Origin of the sequence: Caballeronia sp. LZ043 (assembly GCF_031451075.1) — a bacterium.
Taxonomy (GTDB): domain Bacteria; phylum Pseudomonadota; class Gammaproteobacteria; order Burkholderiales; family Burkholderiaceae; genus Caballeronia.
The window spans coordinates 790,853-811,871 of record NZ_JARUXT010000001.1 but is presented as its reverse complement, the minus strand read 5'-3'; the positions used below and the strand labels follow the sequence as shown (position 1 = coordinate 811,871).

Below are 21,019 nucleotides of genomic sequence, written 5' to 3'. Positions count from 1 at the left end.
GACAATGCCGGGCATTGTTGCATGCGGCAAAATTTTCCGGCTCCAGAAAAGCAGCCCGTGCAGCCGGGCTGCTGCTTCGGACCCGCGATCATTCGACCGTCTTCTGCGCCGGCGCGGGCGCAGGCGGCGCGACCGTGCGCTCGTTCGAACTCGTCGAGGACGCCGTCTCGTTCGGCATGCCGTCCTTGCCCATCGGCAGCGTGACGGTACGCACCGTGCCGTTGCCGAGCGGGAAATCGGCGAGTGCGCTGCGCACGAGATAAGGCATGGCCTGGTAGAGCGAGGGGTCGCCCGTCGAGTTGACGGCCGTGACCTTGTAGGCTTCGCGGCCAGTCTGCCGGTCGGTCATGCGGATCTGCAGCGCGTGGATGTACACCGGATAGGTCTGATCGACATAGCCCGTCGGACCCCACGGGCCATAGCCGCCCCAGCCCGGCCCCCAGCCGCCCCACGGGCCACCCCATGGACCGCCCCACGGGCCGCCGTACATCCACGGATCGTAGAAGACCGGCTGGCGCACGGTCATCGTGTCGCCGCGGACCGAGTAGGCAATCGCCACCTGATAGTTCGCACTCGCCTCGGGCACCTGGCGGAAGTTGTACTTGGAGAGCTCCATCGCAACGAGCGTCTCGTACGTCGTCTGTTCGATGCTGTTGCGCTGCTCGTCCTTGCGGGCGAAAGCGTAGGTGCGGGTCGTGTCGTTGCCGCTCCAGTCGGAGAAGGCGGTCACCTGGGTCTGCACGTAGGTCGTGCAGCCCGCGAGCCAGGTTGCCGCGAGTATCAGCGTCCATCTGAAAAACGCGTTCATGGTCGTCCTCACTGGGTTCCAGCACCCGTTCCAGTTTATTTACAGCCTCCGGGCAGCCCGGAAGCCTCCTTGTTTTGTGGGGGTTTGCGACGCGTCATGCCGCCCGGTTCACGATCCTCGGGCGGCTTGTACAATGGTTCGACCAGCCGCGCGCGCGTTGGTGCGTTCGACCTTCGTGCGTTCCGCGTTCTGCGTTCGCATAGCGTTCGCACTCGGGACGCCGGCGCCGCCGTTCAATCCAAACATGAAGACCCTGCCATGTCTACCACGACCGCTTCCGCAGTGATCCGCCGCGAGGACTATACGCCACCCGCCTTCCTGATCGAATCCGTCGCGCTCGAGTTCGATCTCGCGCCGTCGCACACCGTGGTCAGGAACACGATGAAGCTGCGTCGCAATCCTGACGCAGCCGCCGCCGGACCTGGCGCGCGGCTCGAACTCATGGGCGAGCAACTGGAATTCGTCAGCGCGACGGTCAACGGCGCGGCGCATTCGGATGCCCGCGTTCACGAGGCGGGGCTGTCGCTCGGCGGTCTGCCGTCCGATGCTTTCGAGCTTGGCATCGAGAGCATCTGCAATCCGGCTGAGAACACGACGCTCTCCGGACTTTATGTCTCCAGCGGCAACTTCTTCACGCAGTGCGAAGCCGAGGGCTTTCGCCGCATCACCTACTTCCTCGACCGTCCGGACGTGATGGCCACCTACACCGTCACGCTGCGCGCCGACAAGACCGCGTATCCGGTGCTGCTGTCGAACGGCAACCTGATCGCCGAGGGCGATCTGCCGGATGGCCGCCATTTCGCGCAATGGGAAGATCCGTTCAAGAAACCAAGCTACCTGTTCGCGCTGGTGGCCGGCAAGCTGGTGTGCATCGAGGAGCGCATCCAGTCGGGTTCCGGGAAGGACAAGTTGCTGCAGGTCTGGGTCGAACCGCAGGATCTCGACAAGACCCGCCACGCGATGGACTCGCTGATTCACTCGATCCGCTGGGACGAAAAGCGCTTCGGGCTGGAACTGGATCTGGACCGCTTCATGATCGTCGCGGTGAGCGACTTCAACATGGGCGCGATGGAGAACAAAGGCCTCAACATCTTCAACACGAAGTACGTGCTGGCCAACCCGGAAACCGCCACCGACACCGACTTCTCGAACATCGAGGCCGTCGTCGGCCATGAATACTTCCACAACTGGACGGGCAACCGCGTGACCTGCCGCGACTGGTTCCAGTTGAGCCTGAAGGAAGGCCTGACGGTGTTCCGCGACCAGGAATTCTCCGCCGACATGGCCGCCGGCGACGCCGACGGCGCGGCCAGCGCCGCGGCGCGCGCGACCAAGCGTATAGAGGACGTGCGCGTGCTGCGCCAGATGCAGTTCGCCGAGGACGCGGGCCCGATGGCCCACCCGGTGCGTCCGGAGAGCTACGTCGAGATCAACAACTTCTACACGATGACCGTCTACGAAAAAGGCTCGGAAGTCGTGCGGATGTACCAGACGCTGTTCGGGCGCGACGGCTTCCGCCGCGGCATGGACCTGTATTTCAAGCGTTTCGACGGCCAGGCCGTGACCTGCGACGACTTCCGCCAGGCGCTGGCCGACGCGAATCATCGCGATCTCGCCCAGTTCGAGCGCTGGTACAGCCAGGCGGGCACGCCACGCGTCTCGGTGCGCGCGCATTACGATGCCGCCGGCAAGCGCTATACGCTGTCGCTCAAGCAAGGCTATGGCGAGGCGTCCGAAGCCGCGCGCGAAACCCAGAAGGGTCCGCTGCTGATTCCGTTCTCGGTGGGCCTGATCGGCCGCAACGGCGCCGATCTGCCGCTGCGTCTGGAAGGCGAAAAGGAGCCGAACGGCACGACGCGCGTGCTCGAGTTCACCCAGCGCGAGCAGTCCTTTACGTTCGTCGATGTGAACGAGGCCCCGCTGCCGTCGTTGCTGCGCAATTTCTCGGCGCCGGTGATCGTGGAATACGACTATTCGAACGAGGAACTCGCCTTCCTGCTCGCGCATGACAGCGATCCGTTCAACCGCTGGGAAGCCGGCCAGCGGCTCGCGACGCGCGAACTGCTGGCGCTCGCGGGGCGCGCGGCGCAGGGCGAGGCGCTGACCATCGACGATGCGGTGATCGCAGCGTTCGCCCAGCTGCTCGACGACACGACGCTCACGCCGGCCTTCCGCGAACTCGCGCTGATGCTGCCGTCGGAAAGCTATCTGGCCGAACAGATGGCGGTGTCGGATCCGGCCGCCGTGCACGCGGCGCGCGTCTTCATGAGCCGGCGGCTGGCCACGCAGCTGCGCGACAAGTGGCTCGCGACGTATGAAGCGAACCGCACGCCCGGCGAGTATCGTCCGGTGCCGGAAGACGCGGGCAAGCGCGGGCTCCGGAACCTCGCCCTCGCCTACCTGAGCCAGCTCGACGACCCCGCCGACGCCGTCCGCCTCGCACAGGCGCAGTACGACAGCGCCAACAACATGACCGACCGCTCCGCCGCCCTCGCCGCCCTGCTGCTCGCGAGCGCGACGCAGGGCGCGGACGCGACTGCCGCCGACGCCGCGCTGGCCGACTTCTATCGCCGCTTCGAGAAGGAGGCGCTCGTCATCGACAAGTGGTTCGCGCTCCAGGCGACGCAGCGTGGCGGACCGGACCGCAACGTGATCGAGATCGTGCGCAAGCTGATGCAGCACCAGGCGTTCACGCTCAAGAACCCGAACCGCGCGCGTTCGCTGATCTTCAGCTTCTGCAGCGGCAATCCGGCGCAGTTCCATGCCGCCGACGGCTCCGGCTACGCCTTCTGGGCCGAACAGGTGATCGCCCTCGACGCGCTCAATCCGCAGGTCGCCGCGCGTCTGGCGCGCGGGCTGGAATTGTGGCGCCGCTTCACGCCGCAATTGCGCGAGAAGATGCATGCCGCGCTGAGCGAAGTGGCGGCGCAGGCGAAATCGCGCGATGTGCGCGAGGTCGTGGAGAAGGCGCTCGCCGCTTGAGCGCTGTTTCGGCACGTTTTTTTTCCGCTGGGTGATGGGCGGTGACTGACTGGAGGCCGTCGTGCGCCGCCTGGCGCGCGGCGGCCTTGCTTGTTTCTGGCCGATGCCCACCGGCGTTGTCATACGGTGGGACGGGGTCGAGCGGTTAGAATCGCAAATATTCGTCTAACGCTCACGGAGCCTCGCATGTCCTCCAATTTCAGCCGTACCACGCTCACAAAGTATCTGATCGAGCAGCAGCGCGAACACCAGAATCTGCCCGCCGACCTGCGCCTGCTGCTCGAAGTCGTGGCGCGGGCCTGCAAGCAGATCGGCTATCACGTGAGCAAGGGCGCCCTCGGCGAAGCGCTCGGCTCCGCCGGCAGCGAGAACGTCCAGGGCGAAGTGCAAAAGAAGCTCGACGTGCTGTCGAACGAAATCCTGCTCGAAGCCAACGAATGGGGCGGCAATCTGGCCGCGATGGCATCGGAAGAAATGGAAAAGATCTTCCCGATCCCCAATCGCTATCCGAAGGGCAACTATCTGCTGACCTTCGATCCGCTCGACGGCTCGTCCAACATCGACGTGAACGTGTCGATCGGCACGATCTTTTCGGTGCTGCGCTGCCCGGACGGCGTGGAACCGAGCGAACAGGCGTTCATGCAGCCGGGCTCGCAACAGGTGGCGGCCGGCTATGCGGTGTACGGTCCGCAAACCGTGCTCGTGCTGACCACCGGCCATGGCGTAAACTGCTTCACGCTCGATCGCGAACTCGGTTCGTGGGTACTCACGCAGCGCGACATGACGATTCCGGTCGAGACGCGCGAGTATGCGATCAATGCGTCGAACAGCCGGCATTGGTATGAGCCGGTGCAGCGCTATGTCGGCGAACTGACCGAGGGCAAGGAAGGCGCGCGCAAGGAAGATTTCAACATGCGCTGGATCGCCTCGATGGTCGCGGACGTGCATCGCATCCTGAGCCGCGGCGGCATCTTCATGTACCCCGCCGACAAGCGCGACCCGTCCAAGCCCGGCAAGCTGCGCCTGATGTACGAAGCCAATCCGATGGCGTTCATTGTCGAGCAGGCCGGCGGCGCGGCGACCAACGGCGAACAGCGCATTCTCGATATCGTCCCGACGAGCCTGCATCAGCGTGTCGCGGTGTTCCTCGGTTCGAAGGGCGAAGTGGATCGCGTCACCCGCTACCATCACGAAAAGAAAATTTGATTCGAGCTATTGCCAAATCGAGAAAACGGTCGCTATAATCTTGTTTCTCTGATGCCGGAATAGCTCAGACGGTAGAGCAGCGCATTCGTAATGCGAAGGTCGGGGGTTCGATTCCTCTTTCCGGCACCAAAAAGATTCAGCAGTACAAAAACCCGCGTTCACGCAAGTGACGCGGGTTTTTTGCTTTATCCGGTGTTTCTGCATCTCCACACCTTTTCACCCCCACAGGTGGGTGGATGCAAGTGCAGCACGTCTATGCCACGATTGCCTGAAGTTGTTCGCGAGTGCTCTTGACCGACTTCAGCCCGTGCGCGTCTTTCGCTGAATCTTCCTTTGCGATTTCACGTTCAGTCCGAGTGCGCGTCTGATTCGCTTTTTATGTGCGGCTTCGTACAACAACACGCTATTTTCCGCTCTGCACCATCGAGCGTCAACGCAGGTTTCCCGGTATCGTTATATCCATAGAGGAAACGCTACAGTTGGACATGAGTTACGCGGGCAGGATCGGCAAGCAAGGCGCCATGCGGCTGACGGCCGATTCGCACGAATCCCGAAAAAAGCAGTTTTTGCGACACCGGATGTTAAGGGCGAGTATGCATTACCGGTACATTGCCCTTTGCAACACGAACGATCATGCGTTGTGCTTCAGCCGTATCGATTGGATTCAAGTTGAATCGGCAGCCATCCGATAACGCATTTTGAGAGGATTTCGAGTTTGAACTGCTGCTTGTGTGCGGCGGCGCAACAGCCGCATCAATCAGGTTGGCGCATTTGAGTGTAGTCATAGAGGAGAGAGATCATGGACGCAAAACCGACGAAAATCCCGACGCCCGACACGGTGTTTTGTCCGGATCAGGATCCGGTGGCCGTCGAATTTCTCGCGACCGAATTGCCTGAGCACGTCAGGGCTTTCTTCGACGAACAGCGTAACGCTGCGCAGTCGAAATAGGCAGATGCACTGGATCACGCAGTCGTCGTGGGAATGACAGACCGCCGCGCGCGGTGCAGGCGGGCGTTCGCGTCCGGATGCGGCTCGCGTGAGGTTCCCCCACGTCGCTGATGTTTGGGCGAGCCGCACATGCCGGCTCGCCTTTCAGGACGCTTCTCCTCTTCCTCTCTGTTGATCCCGGCCGGCGGTACGTTATTCTGGCGCTTTTGCTCGTTCATGCCGATGCGCCGTCGCCCGACCCTCTCCCTGCTCGTTCCCGCCGCTTTCGCTTACGCGCTTGCGCTTGCCGCACCCGGATCCGCCCACGCCGATGGCGATGAATCCGCCTTCACCAATGTCATCGCGCTGGTTTCGCAGCGTCTCGCGCTGGCGGAACCGGTCGCGCGCTGGAAGTGGGCACATCACGATGCGATCACCGACGCGCCGCGCGAGGAAGCGCTGCTCAAGCAAGTCGAAGAGAAAGCGCGCGCCACGCAAGTCGATCCTGAATTCGCGCGCGCCTTCTTTCGCGATCAGATCGAGGCGAGCAAGGACGTCCAGAACGCCCTGTTCGCCAACTGGCGCAAGCTGAAGGCCGCGCCGGAAGGCACGCCGCCGGATCTCGCGAAGGACACGCGCCCGAAACTCGATCAGCTCACGCGCTCGCTGATTGCGGCGCTTGCGCACATCGAACCGCTTCGGCACACGGACGATTGCCCTGTTCGGCTCGCGGAGAGCGTCGCGCGATGGAAGCATCTGACGCGCTACGACGCCGCGATGGATGCGCCGCTCGAGCGCGCGCTGTCGCATGTCTGCGCAAGCGGCGGGCTGGGCGCGGTGGGTTGACCGCCGGGTCGACTGAAGACTAGAACGCGGCGGCGAGCGGACGGATGTCGAGCGGCGTCACGGGCAGGCCGCGTGCGAGGCGTTCGCTCAGGATCCGGTAAGTCGTCAATTCGAAGCCAGGCGCCGTGACACCCGCCGACAGCGCAGCCGCCCCGTCCAGCGAGTCAGCCGAGCCAAGGTATTGCCATTGATTCACGACGTGCCATACGCGTCGTCCCGACTCGGCGTCGCGCTCCTCGACGGCAATCGCGCCCGCATACGGCCAGGGTGCGCCGCGCGCTTCGCCGGAACGCGGCTTTGGCACCCGGTTGTAGGCCGGCCGCAAAGCCGCAATCAACTGCGCTTCGGCAAGCATTGCGCCAATTTCGCCGCCCGTCGCCTGGTATTCGACACGGCGCACGAGCGACGCCAGCCGCAAGTCCTTCGCCGAGCGCTTCGGTCCGACCAGATGCGAGCGCACGCGTTGCCGCAACCGTACGCTTCGGCCGACGTACAGCGGTGCGTCGTCATCGCCATGAAACACATAGGCGCCGCAGCCGGCGGGAATGCGCTCGATCGTGTCCTCGTCGATATGCGCCGCAAGCTGGAAGCGGCGCGTCACCCGTTCGAGATGTGCCTGCATGACCTCCGGCGCGTGCGCACGATGCAGGTGTTGCCAGAACTGCCAGAGCAGATCGGCGTCGGCGAGTGCGCGATGGCGCGCCGACGGCACGAGCGCATGGCGTTGCACAAGTGCGTCGAGACCGTGACGGGTTTCCGACGGGTACACCGCCCGCGAGAGCTGTACCGTGCAGAGCACGTCCGGCACGAACCGAAGCCCGACGCGCTTGAACTCGCCTTTGAGGAAACCGTGATCGAAATGGGCGTTGTGGGCGATGAAGAGTCGCCCGCTCATCCGTTCGAGCAGGTTTGTGGCGAGCTGGTCGAAGGTGGGTGCGTTTCGCACCATGGCGTCGTTGATGCCGGTCAGCTGCTGGACGAACGCGGGAATGGAGCGCTGCGGATTGACCAGCGACGTCCACTGCGAAACGCCCTGCGGACCGACTTCGACGATACCGATCTCCGTGATCCGGTCGACGCCGAAGGTACCGCCTGTTGTCTCGAGATCGACGAAAACGATGGGTTCGGCCGGAAGCGTGAAGCGGGATGAATCGAAGTGCATCATGGACGGCGGAAAGCGGTGCGCCTGACGAGATAGACAGGCGCGCAGTAAAGGATGAATTGCCCATTCTAACGCAGGGGCTCGGCGGGCCCTGACCACGCAAGGATCGCATTCGACAATTAAGCATTTGCTACGCTTTGCCATAACGCAATGGGTGCGTGATGAATACTGCGGTAGAACTCAAAAGGGCATCTGTCAGCATTCCATAAATAAACTTGCAATAGTGGCAAACCCGAAATCAAGCGAGTGTATTTTCAAGCTGGAGCAGCGCTGCGGGAGCCCGGAGAAGCCGAAGCGCGCACGCCCCTGCCGGCAGGGGCCGGCCCTCATACGGCTGGCTTGAGCGAGGTAACGCGGAACCAAGCTGGCGTGATTCGATTGCTTTTGCGACGCTCAGTTTTCAATCAGACCAAAGCACTAAAGCAATACCCTTTGAGCAGCGCCTTATCCGTCACTCGCAAGTTGCATTGGTTATCCCAATTCAATTATTCAGTATTAACCTATGCCAAAGAATTTTAAGCGTATCCAAGTAAATCAATTAAGGACATTTCAAGAGTAACCGACCATAATCCTTGCCGGATTCTCCGCGAGGATTTCATCTGCCTTTTGCCCGCCGTCAACAAAAACGCGCATCGATAACGAGCGGCTTTCACCAACTTGTCGACAGGAAGCTTTGACCGGATTAAAAGAACAGCCAGGGAATTTTGTCTCGATTGCAGTGGGCAATGCTGAATGTGCCCAACCTTGATACCCGCCAAGCCATACGACGCAAGGCTCCGCGCCTTCCGCAAAGGCGCCTCGCGTCACCACTTCACCGAAACCCGGCGCAAAAAAAAAAGCGCGACTGGGAAGTCGCGCCGACAAAGTTTGGAGATCTTTTTCCGTCAACGAAAAAGTCTGCTTCGGAAAGCAGAGCAGTCAGTATAGCGATGCGCCCCGCACAAATTACCTGCATAAATCACAAACTTCTCTTTCAGATTTCTCAACAATCTCATTCCGGGAATTACTTGTTGCTTTTGCGCGTCAATTTGTGTCGTTCATGCGCAACGCTAATCGGTTGACACCTTAGTCCTTACGACTTCATTCGCCCTTAAACCATTGTAAATAAACAGGAATAAGCGAATTTTCGATCATTGCGCGAGCGAGAATGGTTTATTGCGGAAATCGAACAATGCTCAATGTGACACCGTTCTTTACACTTCGTCTGGTCCGGAAACAAATGTGTCGGCTGCCGATGCATAGCTCTTCTGGCCGCGCCCTCTCGCAGCGCGCCGGTACGAGGTTTCCTCAAAGCCTGGGTCCTGGGCCCAATCTGCTCTCGGAGTTACAAAGATGAAAAAGACTCTCATGGTCGCCGCCCTGACGGGCGTTTTTGCTACTGCCGCCCATGCGCAAAGCAGCGTCACGCTGTATGGCCTGATCGATGCCGGCATCACCTACACGAACAACAATGTGACGACGGCCGGCGGCACGGGCCACAGCAACTTCAAGGCGACGAGCGGTTCGGTCAACGGCAGCCGTTGGGGCCTGCGCGGTGCTGAAGACCTCGGCGGCGGCCTGAAGGCAATCTTCACGTTGGAAAACGGCTTCAACATCATGAACGGCACGAACGGCCAAGGTGGTCGCGAGTTCGGCCGTCAGGCATTCGTCGGTCTGTCAAGCACGCAATTCGGCGCCGTGACGCTCGGCCGTCAGTATGACTCCGTCGTCGACTTCGTCGGCCCGCTGGCACTGACCGGCACGCAATACGGCGGCACGCAGTTCGCCCACCCGTTCGACAACGACAACCTGGACAACACGTTCCGCGTCAACAACTCGATCAAGTACACGAGCGCGAACTACGCCGGCTTCAAGCTGGGCGCGATGTACGGCTTCTCGAACGAAGCGGGCGGTTTCTCGGATAACCGTGCTTACAGCGTCGGCGCATCGTACAACTACGGTCCGTTGAACGTTGCTGGCGCGTACATGCAACTGAACAACGTCGGTTCGGCGACGAACAACATCGCCGGCGCAGTCGGCAGCGACAACTCGCCGTTCACGGCTGGCCGTCAACGCATCTTCGGCGGCGGCATCAACTACGCGTTCGGCCCGGCAACGGTCGGCTTCGTGTTCACGCAGACGATGCTGGACAACGCAACGTCGCTGAACAACGTCGCAACGAACGCAGGCAACATCAACCTCGGCGACAGCCACGTTCGCTTCACGAACTACGAAGTCAACGGCCGTTACAACCTGACGCCGGCTCTGTCGGTTGCAGGCGCGTACACGTACACGGACAGCCGTATCGCCGGCGAAAAGCCGAAGTTCCATCAGTTCAGCCTGCAAACGGCCTACGCACTGTCGAAGCGTACGGACGTGTACCTGCAAGGCGAATACCAGCACATGACCGACGACGATGGCCTGCCCATCGGCGCGACGATCAACGGCGTGGGTATGTCGTCGTCGTCGAACCAGGTTTCGGCAACGGTTGGCGTGCGTCACCGCTTCTAAGCGTCACCGGCAATACTGCTGTAGAAAAGCCGCTCTTCGGAGCGGCTTTTTTTCGTTCTGGGTTCAGGCAAGCGGTCCTGAACCGGACGGCACACGCGCCTCAGCGCGGATAGCGCACGTCGAGAATATCGATCTGTCGCACGCCCGCGGGCGTATGCAGCGCCACCGTGTCGCCGATCTTCGCCTTCAGCAGCGCACGCGCCATTGGCGAGATCCAACTCACCCAGCCGCGCTCGAGATCCACCTCGTCCACGCCGGCAATCGTCACCGTCTTCACTTCGCCGTCGTCGCCGGCGTAATCGACGGTCGCGCCGAAGAACACCTGGTCGACGTTCTCCTGCTTGCTGCTGTCCACCACTTCCGCTGCGTCCAGCCGTTTGGTCAGGAAACGGATGCGCCGGTCGATCTCGCGCAGGCGCCGCTTGCCGTAGATATAGTCGCCGTTCTCTGAACGATCGCCGTTCGACGCCGCCCACGACACCAGCTTGACCACCTCGGGACGCTCGTTGTCGAGCAGTTGCAGGAGCTCGTCACGCAGGCGCTGATGTCCTTGCGGCGTGATGTAGTTCTTCGTGCCTGCCGGGACATCCGGGTGTGCGGTTTCGAGATCGTCGTCGCTGTCGTCCGACTCTTTGACAAATGCTTTGTTCATGATGCGAATCCAGATCCAGTTTCGAGATGACACACGCTTTCAAAACATCAAGTTACCATGCGGAACATGCATCTCCTACGAAGGAAACCGGAAATTTGCCCTAAAAGCCTTCCATTTTCGGATTAGCTTGGCTATAATTCCGCTTCTGCGTGCGGCTGTAGCTCAGTTGGATAGAGTACTTGGCTACGAACCAAGGGGTCGTGGGTTCGAATCCTGCCAGCCGCGCCACTTTTTTCTGATGTTCTCGTTATTGGCGGTCGCGCCAATCAGGGAAAACATCACGCGCTTGACCATAAGCGCATTGACGTCACATGAAGCAGTACCGTTTTGCGTGCGGCTGTAGCTCAGTTGGATAGAGTACTTGGCTACGAACCAAGGGGTCGTGGGTTCGAATCCTGCCAGCCGCGCCATTTTAGGAGGGCCTTCCAGTCGGAAGGCCCTTTTTGTTTTCGTCGCTCGAACCGGCCCGCATCGGGACCGTGCAATCGTGCAATCAGACGCGCGGAATCGAACCGATATCGCCGATATGCTTCTCCGGCGCCGGCACGTCTTCCACCGACACCACCGCGCTCGATTCCCCGATCGCCTCCGCCCGCGTCCCCATCAACGATTGCGGCCGACGCATGAATTCGTCTTCCACGGTATCGCCGAATGCCTGCCGCACGAACGCGCGCAGCAACGCGATGCGCAACGACACTCCGCGCCCCTCCACGCTCTCCCCGTCCTTGCCGAAGCTCACGCTGCAGACCACTTCGCCGCGGCCGTGATCGTGCATCTCGAGCCTGCAGGCGCGCTCCAGCACGACGGAGGCGGCTTCCCACGAGGTAGACGGCAGGAAGCGCCCGTCCCACGGCCGTCCGCGATCGTTGCCGCGGATGGAAAGCGTCTCGCCGCTATCGGTAAAGTGGATTTCCCGAACGAATTCGTGCAGCCCGCGCGCGACCCAGTAGTCGAGCGTGGCGCCTTCGAGATCGGATGTGTTCATTGCGGCGCTCTCTCCTGTCGATGGAGGACGGAGCATGCACGCCGCGTTCCCGCGCCGGGATCAGTAGTCCGCGCGTTCCCGGTCGATGCGCATGCCGCCGTCCTGATTGCGATGATGCGGTTCGTCGCTCGGACGTTCGCGCGCGATCCGCATGACGTCGTGATTGGTTCTCACGCGGCGCATCACGTTCGCCAGATGCACGCGGTCGCTGACCTGGATCACGAAGCGCAGCAGCTTGGCTTCCTGCGACACGTCCTCGTCCATCGCGATGTGCACGATGTTCGCGTCCGCCGAGGTAATGTCCGCCGCGACGCGCGCGAATACGCCCTTGGTGTTCTTCACCAGCACCTTCACGGCGACGTCGAACAGGCGGCCCGGTTGCGGCGCCCAGGCCACGTCGATCCAGCGGCCCGGATCGCGCCGGTGAATGCGCTGCGCGACGCGGCAATCGGTGGTGTGGATCGCCATGCCGAGGCCGATGCCGATATAGCCCATGATGTCGTCGCCGGGAATCGGGCGGCAGCACGGCGACAACTGCACCGACATGCCTTCCGTGCCCGTGATGACCACCGGCGGCGCGGTATTGGTGTTGTGATGGTCGCGATGCGGATGCTCGTCGTCATCCAGACCGTTCATCAGCACCTCGATGCGCTTCGCCATCACCGCGGCCACACGGCGTCCGAGGCCGATATCCGCGAAGATTTCCTGACGCGTCTTGTTCCCGGTCCAGAGCACGAGCTTTTCCCAGACTTCCGGCGTGACGTCGGACAGTGCGAGGCCGTAACCCTTGAGACTTTGATCGACGAGACGCTCGCCCAGCTGGACGGACTCGTTCAGGCGCATTGTCTTCAGATAGTGGCGAATGGCCGAGCGCGCCTTGCCGGTGCGCACGAAGCCGAGCCACGCCGGATTCGGCTTCGAATACGGCGCGGTGATCACCTCGACGATATCGCCGCTCTTCAGCTCCGTGCGCAGCGGCAGGAGCTCGTTGTTGATCTTCACCGCGACGCATTGATTGCCGAGGTCGCTGTGAATGGAATACGCGAAGTCGAGCGCGGTGGCGCCGCGCGGCAGCGGCATGATGCGCGACTTCGGCGTGAAGACGTAGACGGCGTCCGGGAACAGGTCGATCTTGACGTGTTCGAGGAATTCGCTCGAATCGCCCGCTTCGCTCTGGATGTCCAGCAGCGACTTGAGCCATTGATGCGCGCGCTTTTGCACATCGTTCAGGTCGGCGCCGCCGTTCTTGTACAGCCAGTGCGCCGCGACGCCGGCTTCGGCGATCTCGTGCATCTTGCGCGTGCGGATCTGGAACTCGATGGGCGCGCCGAACGGACCGACCAGCGTGGTATGCAAGGACTGATAGCCGTTGACCTTCGGAATCGCGATGTAGTCCTTGAACTTGCCCGGCACCGGCTTGTAGAGCGCATGCAGCGCGCCGATGCACGTATAGCATTCGAGCGCGCTCTCGACGACCACGCGAAAGCCGTACACGTCGAGCACCTGCGAGAACGATAACTGCTTGTCGCGCATCTTCTTGTAGATGCTGTAGATCGTCTTCTCGCGGCCGGTGACTTCCGCGTTGATCTTGGCGTCCGCGATGGTGCGCTGCACCGCTTCGAGAATCTTGCCGACCACTTCGCGCCGGTTGCCGCGCGCCGCCTTCACCGCTTTTTCGAGCGTGGCGTAACGGGTCGGATTGAAGTTCGCGAACGAGAGATCCTGCAGCTCGCGATAGGTATTGTTAAGACCGAGCCGATGCGCAATCGGCGCGTAGATGTCCAGCGTCTCGCGCGCCACGCGCCGGCGTTTCTCCGGCGGCACCGCGCCCAGCGTGCGCATGTTGTGCAGGCGGTCGGCCAGCTTCACGAGGATCACGCGCACGTCGCGCGCCATCGCGAGCAGCATCTTGCGGAAGTTCTCCGCCTGCGCCTCTTCGCGATTGCGGAATTCCATCTTGTCCAGCTTGGACAAGCCGTCCACCAGTTCCGCGACCTTCGCGCCGAAGCGCTCCGCAATTTCCGTCTTGGTCACGCCCTGATCTTCGATCACGTCGTGCAGCAGCGCCGCCATGATCGATTGCGCGTCCAGCTTCCATCCCGCGCAGATTTCCGCGACCGCCACCGGATGCGTGATGTACGGCTCGCCGCTCTGGCGATACTGCCCGAGATGCGCTTCGTCGCTGAAATGGAAAGCTGCCTTGACTTCCTTGATCTCTTCGGCCGTGATGTAGCCGGAGAGCGCATTCGTCAGTTTCGCGATGGAAACGACGTCATGCTTGCGCGGCTGCTCGGGCGTGGCGGTCGGACCGAACAGATGGCGGAAGGACTGTTCGAGAACGGCGTCGATGTACTTGCGCGCCGCGTGCGGCTTGTCGGCGTCGAGCAAGGAGTCGGCGTCGGTGTCGAGATCGGGATCCACGGCGGCGGAGACGGGCAACGGTGTCTGACTCATGATCGCCTCCTCCGTGGTGATGTGATGCGGCGGGTTGCAGGTTGCAGCCTACAAACGGATCAGGGAACCGGCGCCGGTTCCCTGCTTGATTCAAGCCCTCAGACGGGCACCTTCTTCAGCATTTCGATGCCCACTTGCCCCGATGCGATTTCACGCAGTGCGACGACGGTGGGCTTGTCGCGGCTTTCGATCTTCGGCGTATGGCCTTGCGCCAGCTGGCGAGCGCGATAGGTTGCAGCGAGTGCGAGCTCGAAGCGGTTAGGGATTTGTTTCAGGCAGTCTTCGACAGTGATGCGGGCCATGTTGGTTTCCTTCTCGATATGAACTTTATTCTACCTTATGTGACCGATATGACCCGGCCACCGCGGTGCTCATGATTGCGGCGTGGAGTGGATGCCGAGATCCACGAAGAGCTGCGTATTGCGGGCGTATTGCGACGTGAAGCGCAGGCGCGTCGCGGCGACGAGGCAGCGCAACTCGGTGAGCGCGCGATCGAAATTCTCGTTGATGACCACGTACTCCGCTTCCGATGCATGCGCCATCTCGCTGCCGGCTGCAAGCAGACGGCGCACGATCACCTTGTCGGAATCCTGGCCGCGTTTCTTGAGGCGGTCTTCGAGCGCATCCAGCGACGGCGGCAGGATGAAAATCTCCACCGCATTGCGGAACTGCTTCTTCACCTGCTGCGCGCCCTGCCAGTCGATCTCGAGCAGCACGTCGTGGCCCATCTTCATCTGGTCGGCAATCCACAGCTTGGACGTGGCGTAGTAGTTGCCATGCACTTCTGCGCTTTCGAGAAACTCGCCGCGCTCGCGCCGCTCCATGAACTCATCGACGGACACGAAGTGATACTGCACGCCGTTGGTTTCCTTCGAACGCGCTTCACGCGTCGTGTAGGAAACCGACAGCAGGATGGCCGGATCTTCGGCGAGCAGCGCGTTCACGAGCGTGGACTTGCCGGCGCCCGACGGCGCGACGACCATGAACAGGTTGCCGGGATAGATGCCGGTGTAGTGGCTGTGCGAGCGATGCGGTGTGGGGTTCGACATGATGGTGCGTTACTCCAGATTCTGTACTTGCTCGCGCATTTGTTCGATGAGCAGCTTGAGCGTCATCGAGGCGTCGGCGAGTTCCTTCGCGGCGGCCTTCGAGCCGAGCGTGTTCGCTTCGCGGTTGAGTTCCTGCATCATGAAGTCGAGACGCTTGCCGACCTTGCCGCCCTTTTGCAGCACATGGCGCGTCTCGGTCAGATGCGCGCTGAGACGCTGCAATTCCTCGGCGATGTCGATGCGGATGCCATAGATGGTCACTTCCTGGCGGATGCGTTCGGCGACTTCCTCGCGCGGCACGCTGGCGGCGGAGGCGCCGTCGGCGGTGGCGATGCCGAGCGCATCCTGCAGGCGCTCGACGATCTTGTGCTGATGCCGCGCGATCAGTTCGGGCACGAGCGGCGTGATGCGCGCGACGATGGCCTCCATCTCCGTCACGCTGTTGAGCAGCACGTTGCCGAGCGCGGCGCCTTCGCGGCCGCGCACTTCGATGAGATCGGCGATGGCCTGCCTGCCGCACGCGAGCACGGCTTCGCGCAGCGTGTCCTGCGACACCGAGCTTTCCGCGAGCACGCCGGGCCAGCGCAGGATTTCGCCGGTGCGCATGCGCTCGGCGCCGGGGAAGATGTCGAGCACGGCGCGCTCGAGCGTGGCGAGCTGGCTGAGCGCGTCGCGGTTGAGCGCGCCGGCATTGGCCGTCTGTTCGACACGATTCAGGTTGATGCGGATATCGACCTTGCCGCGCGAGAGCTTGTTCATCAGCATTTCGCGCAATTGCGGCTCGGTGGCGCGCACGTCTTCAGGCATGCGGAAATTGAGGTCGAGAAAGCGCGAATTCACCGTGCGCAGTTCCACCGAAACCCCGACGCCCGAACCGCCCGCGCCATTGGGTCCCGCGCCATCCGCGACGACTTCGCGCGTCGCGCTGGCATAGCCAGTCATGCTGTAGATCATGGTACGTCTCGCGATTGAGACCTTCGTTGCGAAGGCCGTTTCGATACGAAGCGCCCGGCGCTTTCGAAAGCCCCTTGGAGTGGCGCGTGTGTGACCGCCGGGCGAGGAACCGGCATTATCCCATTTTTGCCATGCGGACCGCCGATACCAAGGGTCGGCCGGACCGGGCCCGCCCGACGCCCTGCGGGGTTTGGCGATAAAATCCAGCCTTGCTGCGCGGCGTCCCACGGCTGTCCTGCAAGCGTTCTGTGCCGGACGCGCGCGCTTTCACTCTCACCACTCGATCCTCATGACCGACTCTCCCCTGCTGAAGCCCTCTCCCCCGCGTCCGAGCGGCCGCCGCGCAAACCAGCTGCGCGACGTGCGCATCACGCGGAACTACACGAAGCACGCGGAAGGCTCGGTGCTCGTCGAATTCGGCGATACCAAGGTGATCTGCACGGCCAGCATCGCCGAGCGCGTGCCCGAATTCCTGCGCGGCCGCGAACAGGGCTGGCTCACCGCGGAATACGGCATGCTGCCGCGCGCCACGCACACCCGCAGCGACCGCGAAGCCGCACGCGGCAAGCAGACCGGCCGCACACAGGAAATCCAGCGTCTGATCGGCCGGGCGCTGCGTTCGGTGTTCGACCTGAACGCGCTCGGCGCGCGCACGCTGCATCTCGATTGCGACGTGATCCAGGCCGACGGCGGCACGCGCACGGCGTCGATCACCGGCGCGTTCGTCGCGGCCTATGACGCCACCAGCAAGCTGCTGGCCGCGGGCAAGATCGCGAAGTCGCCGGTGAAGGACTTCGTCGCGGCGATCTCGGTGGGCATCTTCGAAGGCTCGCCGGTGCTCGATCTCGACTACGACGAAGACTCGCAGTGCGATACCGACATGAACGTCGTGATGACGGGCTCGGGCGGATTTGTCGAAGTCCAGGGCACGGCGGAAGGCGCGCCGTTCTCGCGCGAAGAGATGAACGAGCTGATCGCGCTCGCCGACAGCGGCATCAAGGCGCTCGTGCTGAAGCAGAAGGAAGCATTGGGGATTCGCAGTGTCTGATTCGTTTGCATCCGGGGCGGCGCCGGGCCGTGTCGTGCTCGCCTCGAACAATGCGGGCAAGCTGCGCGAGTTCGCGGCGCTGCTGGAGGCGGCGGGCATCGAACTGATCGCGCAGGGCGAACTCGGCGTGCCCGAGGCGCCCGAGCCGCATGTCACCTTCGTCGAGAATGCGCTGGCGAAGGCACGCCATGCGTCGGCGCTGACGGGCCTGCCCGCGCTCGCCGACGACTCCGGCCTGTGCGTGCGCGCGTTGCAGGGCGCGCCGGGCGTGTATTCGGCGCGCTACGCGTCGCTGGCCGGCGGCGAGAAAAGCGACGCGGCGAACAACGCGCGGCTGGTCGCGGATCTCGCCGGCGTGGCGGACCGTCGCGCGTATTACTTCTGCGTGCTGGTGCTGGTGCGTCACGCGGAAGACCCCGAACCGCTGATCGCGGAAGGCCGCTGGCACGGCGAAGTGCTCGACGAACCGCGCGGCGCGCACGGCTTCGGCTACGACCCGCACTTCTTCCTGCCCGCGCTGCACGCCAGCGCCGCCGAACTCGATCCCGCCCGCAAGAACGCGCTGAGCCACCGCGCGCTGGCGCTGCGCGACCTGCTGCAACGACTGAAGGAACTGGCGTGAGCGCGGGACCGAAGACCATCAACGTGGTGCAGACCTTTACGTCGCCGGGCAGCATCCGCCTGACGTCGTTGCCGCCGCTCGCGCTGTATGTGCATTTTCCGTGGTGCGTGCGCAAGTGCCCGTACTGCGATTTCAACTCGCACGAGTGGAAGGGCGACAGCTTTCCCGAAGACCGTTATCTCGACGCACTGCGCGCCGATCTCGAAAGCGCGCTGCCGCTCGTGTGGGGACGACAGGTGCATACGATCTTCATCGGCGGGGGCACGCCTTCGCTGCTCTCGGCGCCCGGTCTCGACCGGCTGCTTTCGGACGTGCGCGCGCTGCTGCCCGTCGACGCCGACGCCGAGATCACGCTCGAAGCCAACCCCGGCACGTTCGAAGCGGCGAAGTTCGCGTCGTTCCGCGCGAGCGGCGTGAACCGGCTGTCGATCGGCATCCAGAGCTTCAACGAGGCGCATCTGAAGGCGCTCGGCCGCATCCACGATGCAGGCCAGGCGCGCCAGGCCGTGGAGATCGCCGCGCGGCACTTCGACAACTTCAACCTCGACCTGATGTTCGCGCTGCCGCAGCAGTCGCTCGACGAATGCCGGCACGACATCGAGACGGCGCTGGCGTTCGCGCCGCCGCATCTCTCGCTGTATCACCTGACGATGGAGCCGAACACGGTCTTCGCGAAGTATCCGCCCGCGCTCCCCGACGACGATGCCTCCGCCGACATGCAGGAGTGGATTCACGAGCGCACGCGCGAGGCGGGCTACGGACGCTATGAGGTATCGGCGTATGCGAAGCCGCATCGGCAGAGCCGGCACAACCTGAACTACTGGCGCTTCGGCGATTACCTGGGGATTGGCGCGGGAGCGCATACGAAGCTGTCGTTTCCGTCGCGGATCCTGCGGCAGGCGCGTTTCAAGCATCCGGCGAGCTACATGGATCACGCGCTTTCGCCGACCGAACCCCCGGTGCAGGAAGAACGCGAAGTCGGTCCGCGCGATCTGCCCTTCGAGTTCATGCTGAACACGCTGCGGCTCGTGGAAGGTTTCCCGGTGCATGCCTTCGTGGAGCGCACCGGCTTGTCGCTATCCGCGATCGAGCCGGCGCTCCAGCGCGCGGAACAGCGCGGACTCATCACGCGCACGCCGGAGCGCATCGCGCCGACCGAGCTCGGCCAGCGCTTCCTCAACGATCTCCAGGAGATGTTCTTGAAGGATCCGCACAATTGAGCGCGTCGACGGCGGCGTCCGGCTCGGTGATGCGGCATCGTCCGTTCGCGCTGTTCTGGAGCGCGCGGGTGATGTCGTCGGTGGCGTTCCAGATGATGTCCGTGGCGATCGGCTGGCAAGTCTATTCGATCACCCATAGCGCCTATGCGCTCGGCTTCGTCGGACTCGCGCAGTTCCTGCCGATGTTCATGCTGACGCTGGTCGTCGGGCACGTGGCGGACCGCTACGACAGGCGCACCATCGCGTACGTCTGCCAGGGAATCGAGGGGATCGGCGCGCTCGCCCTGTGTCTCGGCGCGTGGCACGGCTGGAATCACGTCGGCCCGATCTATGCCATCGCCACGATCACGGGCGCGGCGCGTGCGTTCGAATCGCCGTCGATGGCGGCGCTCTTGCCCAACCTCGTCGCACGCACGCAGTTGCAGCAGGCGACCGCATGGTCCACGTCGGCGAACCAGACCGCGATGATTCTCGGCCCGGCGCTGGGCGGCCTGCTGTATGGCTTCGGCGCGTTGACGGTGTATGGCGCGGTGGCTATCGCGTTCCTGGCGGCGGCGTGGGCCGTGGCGGCGATCCGCATCGACGAACCGGTCCGCATGCGCGCGCCCTTGTCGTTCGAGGCGCTGTTCTCGGGCATCGGCTTCATTCGCAGCAAGCCGGTGATTCTCGGCGCGCTGTCGCTCGATCTGTTCGCCGTGCTGCTCGGCGGCGCGACGGCGCTGCTGCCCGTCTATGCGCGCGACATCCTGCATACCGGTCCGTGGGGACTCGGCGTGCTGCGCGCGGCGCCGGCGGTGGGCGCGCTGACGGGCTCGATCGTGCTCGCGCACTTTCCGCTGCGGCAGCGCGCGGGCACGGCGCTGTTCGGCGGCGTGATCGTGTTCGGCATCGCGACGATCTTGTTCGGGCTGTCGCACGACATCGTGCTCTCGCTGATCGCGCTTGCCGTGCTCGGCGCATCGGATGTGATCAGCGTGGTGGTGCGCACATCGCTCGTGCAGTTGCAGACGCCCGATGACATGCGCGGAAGAGTCGGCGCGATCAACTCGCTGTTCATCGGAACGTCGAATCAGCTCGGGGAGTTCGAGTCGGGCATGACGGCGGGGCTGTTCGGCGCGATGCCGGCGGTGCTGATCGGCGGGATCGGGACGATCGCGGTCGCGCTGCTGTGGATGCGGCTGTTTCCGGCACTGCGGGCGACGAAATCGCTGGAAGGGTGAAGGTTTGAAGCGATGCGGCTTCCTGCCGGAGAGTTGCGCTACAATACGCGCCTTGCTGGAGGTGTGGCCGAGCGGTTTAAGGCACCGGTCTTGAAAACCGGCGAAGGAGCAATCCTTCCGTGAGTTCGAATCTCACCGCCTCCGCCAGCACCCAATCAAAAGCCCCATGAGTCGCCGACTCATGGGGCTTTGTCGTTTCCGCGCAGTTCTCTCGCCACTTCACATGATCACTTTCTCATCTCCCGCTCATCGTGGCGACGCGGCCGTTTCGTACTCTATCCCTGACGCTGCTGCACCGGCCCGATCCGATTCGGACCACCCGCTCGCGGGACTAGCGAATACCACCGGACGCAGCAGCGCCGCCCTCTTTCAGGACATTCAGGACGGCGCCGA

The 21,019-nt window shown here is 63.1% G+C and carries 18 protein-coding genes and 4 tRNA genes; 13 read left to right on the top strand and 9 right to left on the bottom strand.

Annotated features, from left to right (window positions below; translation table 11 throughout):
* Nucleotides 1–88: 88 nt before the first annotated feature.
* Nucleotides 89–808 (bottom strand): DUF4136 domain-containing protein, encoded by a 720-nt coding sequence (locus QCE64_RS03525; RefSeq protein WP_309914505.1) that lies wholly within the window; start codon nucleotides 806–808, stop codon nucleotides 89–91.
* Between the two features lie 258 nt (nucleotides 809–1,066).
* On the opposite strand from QCE64_RS03525, the gene pepN reads away from it, so the two are divergent.
* From pepN to QCE64_RS03500, 5 genes are all read left to right on the top strand, one after another.
* Nucleotides 1,067–3,790 carry an aminopeptidase N gene (gene pepN / locus QCE64_RS03520; RefSeq protein ID WP_310002671.1) on the top strand — a complete coding sequence of 908 codons (2,724 nt, stop codon included), beginning with the start codon at nucleotides 1,067–1,069 and terminating at the stop codon, nucleotides 3,788–3,790.
* 186 nt (nucleotides 3,791–3,976) lie between these two features.
* Nucleotides 3,977–4,996 carry a class 1 fructose-bisphosphatase gene (locus tag QCE64_RS03515; protein ID WP_309914498.1) on the top strand — a complete coding sequence of 340 codons (1,020 nt, stop codon included), beginning with the start codon at nucleotides 3,977–3,979 and terminating at the stop codon, nucleotides 4,994–4,996.
* A 53-nt stretch (nucleotides 4,997–5,049) separates the two neighbouring features.
* Nucleotides 5,050–5,125: transfer RNA gene (locus tag QCE64_RS03510), tRNA-Thr, on the top strand.
* 670 nt (nucleotides 5,126–5,795) lie between these two features.
* Complete coding sequence (locus tag QCE64_RS03505) at nucleotides 5,796–5,945, top strand: hypothetical protein (RefSeq protein ID WP_309914495.1); 150 nt, start codon at nucleotides 5,796–5,798, stop codon at nucleotides 5,943–5,945.
* Nucleotides 5,946–6,167: 222 nt separating this feature from the next.
* On the top strand, nucleotides 6,168–6,770 hold the full coding sequence (locus QCE64_RS03500) for a chorismate mutase (RefSeq protein WP_310004137.1): 603 nt from the start codon (nucleotides 6,168–6,170) through the stop codon (nucleotides 6,768–6,770).
* A gap of 19 nt (nucleotides 6,771–6,789) precedes the next feature.
* On the opposite strand, the gene QCE64_RS03495 is transcribed toward QCE64_RS03500, so the two are convergent.
* Nucleotides 6,790–7,932 carry an exonuclease domain-containing protein gene (locus QCE64_RS03495; protein WP_404987278.1) on the bottom strand — a complete coding sequence of 381 codons (1,143 nt, stop codon included), beginning with the start codon at nucleotides 7,930–7,932 and terminating at the stop codon, nucleotides 6,790–6,792.
* Nucleotides 7,933–8,481: 549 nt separating this feature from the next.
* On the bottom strand, nucleotides 8,482–8,820 hold the full coding sequence (locus QCE64_RS03490) for a hypothetical protein (protein ID WP_310002669.1): 339 nt from the start codon (nucleotides 8,818–8,820) through the stop codon (nucleotides 8,482–8,484).
* 444 nt (nucleotides 8,821–9,264) lie between these two features.
* Between QCE64_RS03490 and QCE64_RS03485 the strand changes: the two genes are divergently transcribed.
* The gene (locus QCE64_RS03485; RefSeq protein ID WP_309914492.1) at nucleotides 9,265–10,422 is read left to right on the top strand and encodes a porin; all 1,158 of its coding nucleotides are present in this window, start codon (nucleotides 9,265–9,267) and stop codon (nucleotides 10,420–10,422) included.
* Between the two features lie 100 nt (nucleotides 10,423–10,522).
* Here QCE64_RS03485 and greB read toward each other — a convergent pair whose 3' ends face one another.
* Nucleotides 10,523–11,074 carry a transcription elongation factor GreB gene (greB, locus tag QCE64_RS03480; protein WP_309914489.1) on the bottom strand — a complete coding sequence of 184 codons (552 nt, stop codon included), beginning with the start codon at nucleotides 11,072–11,074 and terminating at the stop codon, nucleotides 10,523–10,525.
* A gap of 151 nt (nucleotides 11,075–11,225) precedes the next feature.
* On the opposite strand from greB, the gene QCE64_RS03475 reads away from it, so the two are divergent.
* Nucleotides 11,226–11,302 (top strand) — tRNA-Arg (locus QCE64_RS03475).
* A gap of 105 nt (nucleotides 11,303–11,407) precedes the next feature.
* Nucleotides 11,408–11,484 (top strand) — tRNA-Arg (locus QCE64_RS03470).
* A gap of 83 nt (nucleotides 11,485–11,567) precedes the next feature.
* On the opposite strand, the gene QCE64_RS03465 is transcribed toward QCE64_RS03470, so the two are convergent.
* From QCE64_RS03465 to QCE64_RS03445, 5 genes are all read right to left on the bottom strand, one after another.
* Nucleotides 11,568–12,059, bottom strand: a complete 492-nt coding sequence (locus tag QCE64_RS03465) for a phage protein NinX family protein (RefSeq protein ID WP_309914486.1) — start codon at nucleotides 12,057–12,059, stop codon at nucleotides 11,568–11,570.
* Between the two features lie 60 nt (nucleotides 12,060–12,119).
* Entirely contained in the window at nucleotides 12,120–14,513 is a 2,394-nt protein-coding gene (locus QCE64_RS03460; RefSeq protein ID WP_309914483.1) for a bifunctional (p)ppGpp synthetase/guanosine-3',5'-bis(diphosphate) 3'-pyrophosphohydrolase, read from the bottom strand.
* A gap of 98 nt (nucleotides 14,514–14,611) precedes the next feature.
* Nucleotides 14,612–14,815: a DNA-directed RNA polymerase subunit omega gene (rpoZ, locus tag QCE64_RS03455; RefSeq protein WP_050456014.1), complete on the bottom strand. Its 204-nt coding sequence runs from the start codon at nucleotides 14,813–14,815 to the stop codon at nucleotides 14,612–14,614.
* 69 nt (nucleotides 14,816–14,884) lie between these two features.
* Nucleotides 14,885–15,562 (bottom strand): guanylate kinase, encoded by a 678-nt coding sequence (gene gmk, locus QCE64_RS03450; protein ID WP_309914479.1) that lies wholly within the window; start codon nucleotides 15,560–15,562, stop codon nucleotides 14,885–14,887.
* A gap of 9 nt (nucleotides 15,563–15,571) precedes the next feature.
* Nucleotides 15,572–16,516, bottom strand: a complete 945-nt coding sequence (locus tag QCE64_RS03445; protein WP_309914477.1) for a YicC/YloC family endoribonuclease — start codon at nucleotides 16,514–16,516, stop codon at nucleotides 15,572–15,574.
* 289 nt (nucleotides 16,517–16,805) lie between these two features.
* Here QCE64_RS03445 and rph point away from each other — a divergent pair, with 289 nt between their 5' ends.
* From rph to QCE64_RS03420, 5 genes are all read left to right on the top strand, one after another.
* On the top strand, nucleotides 16,806–17,564 hold the full coding sequence (rph, locus tag QCE64_RS03440) for a ribonuclease PH (RefSeq protein ID WP_404987274.1): 759 nt from the start codon (nucleotides 16,806–16,808) through the stop codon (nucleotides 17,562–17,564).
* Entirely contained in the window at nucleotides 17,557–18,186 is a 630-nt protein-coding gene (gene rdgB, locus QCE64_RS03435; RefSeq protein WP_309929470.1) for an RdgB/HAM1 family non-canonical purine NTP pyrophosphatase, read from the top strand. The genes rph and rdgB overlap by 8 nt, the downstream gene beginning before the upstream one ends.
* Nucleotides 18,183–19,406 (top strand): radical SAM family heme chaperone HemW, encoded by a 1,224-nt coding sequence (gene hemW / locus QCE64_RS03430; RefSeq protein ID WP_310002667.1) that lies wholly within the window; start codon nucleotides 18,183–18,185, stop codon nucleotides 19,404–19,406. Before rdgB ends, hemW begins: the two co-directional genes overlap by 4 nt.
* Nucleotides 19,407–19,435: 29 nt before the next feature.
* Nucleotides 19,436–20,626 (top strand): MFS transporter, encoded by a 1,191-nt coding sequence (locus QCE64_RS03425; RefSeq protein ID WP_310004135.1) that lies wholly within the window; start codon nucleotides 19,436–19,438, stop codon nucleotides 20,624–20,626.
* A gap of 57 nt (nucleotides 20,627–20,683) precedes the next feature.
* Nucleotides 20,684–20,773, top strand: a tRNA-Ser gene (locus tag QCE64_RS03420).
* The last annotated feature ends 246 nt before the right edge of the window (nucleotides 20,774–21,019 follow it).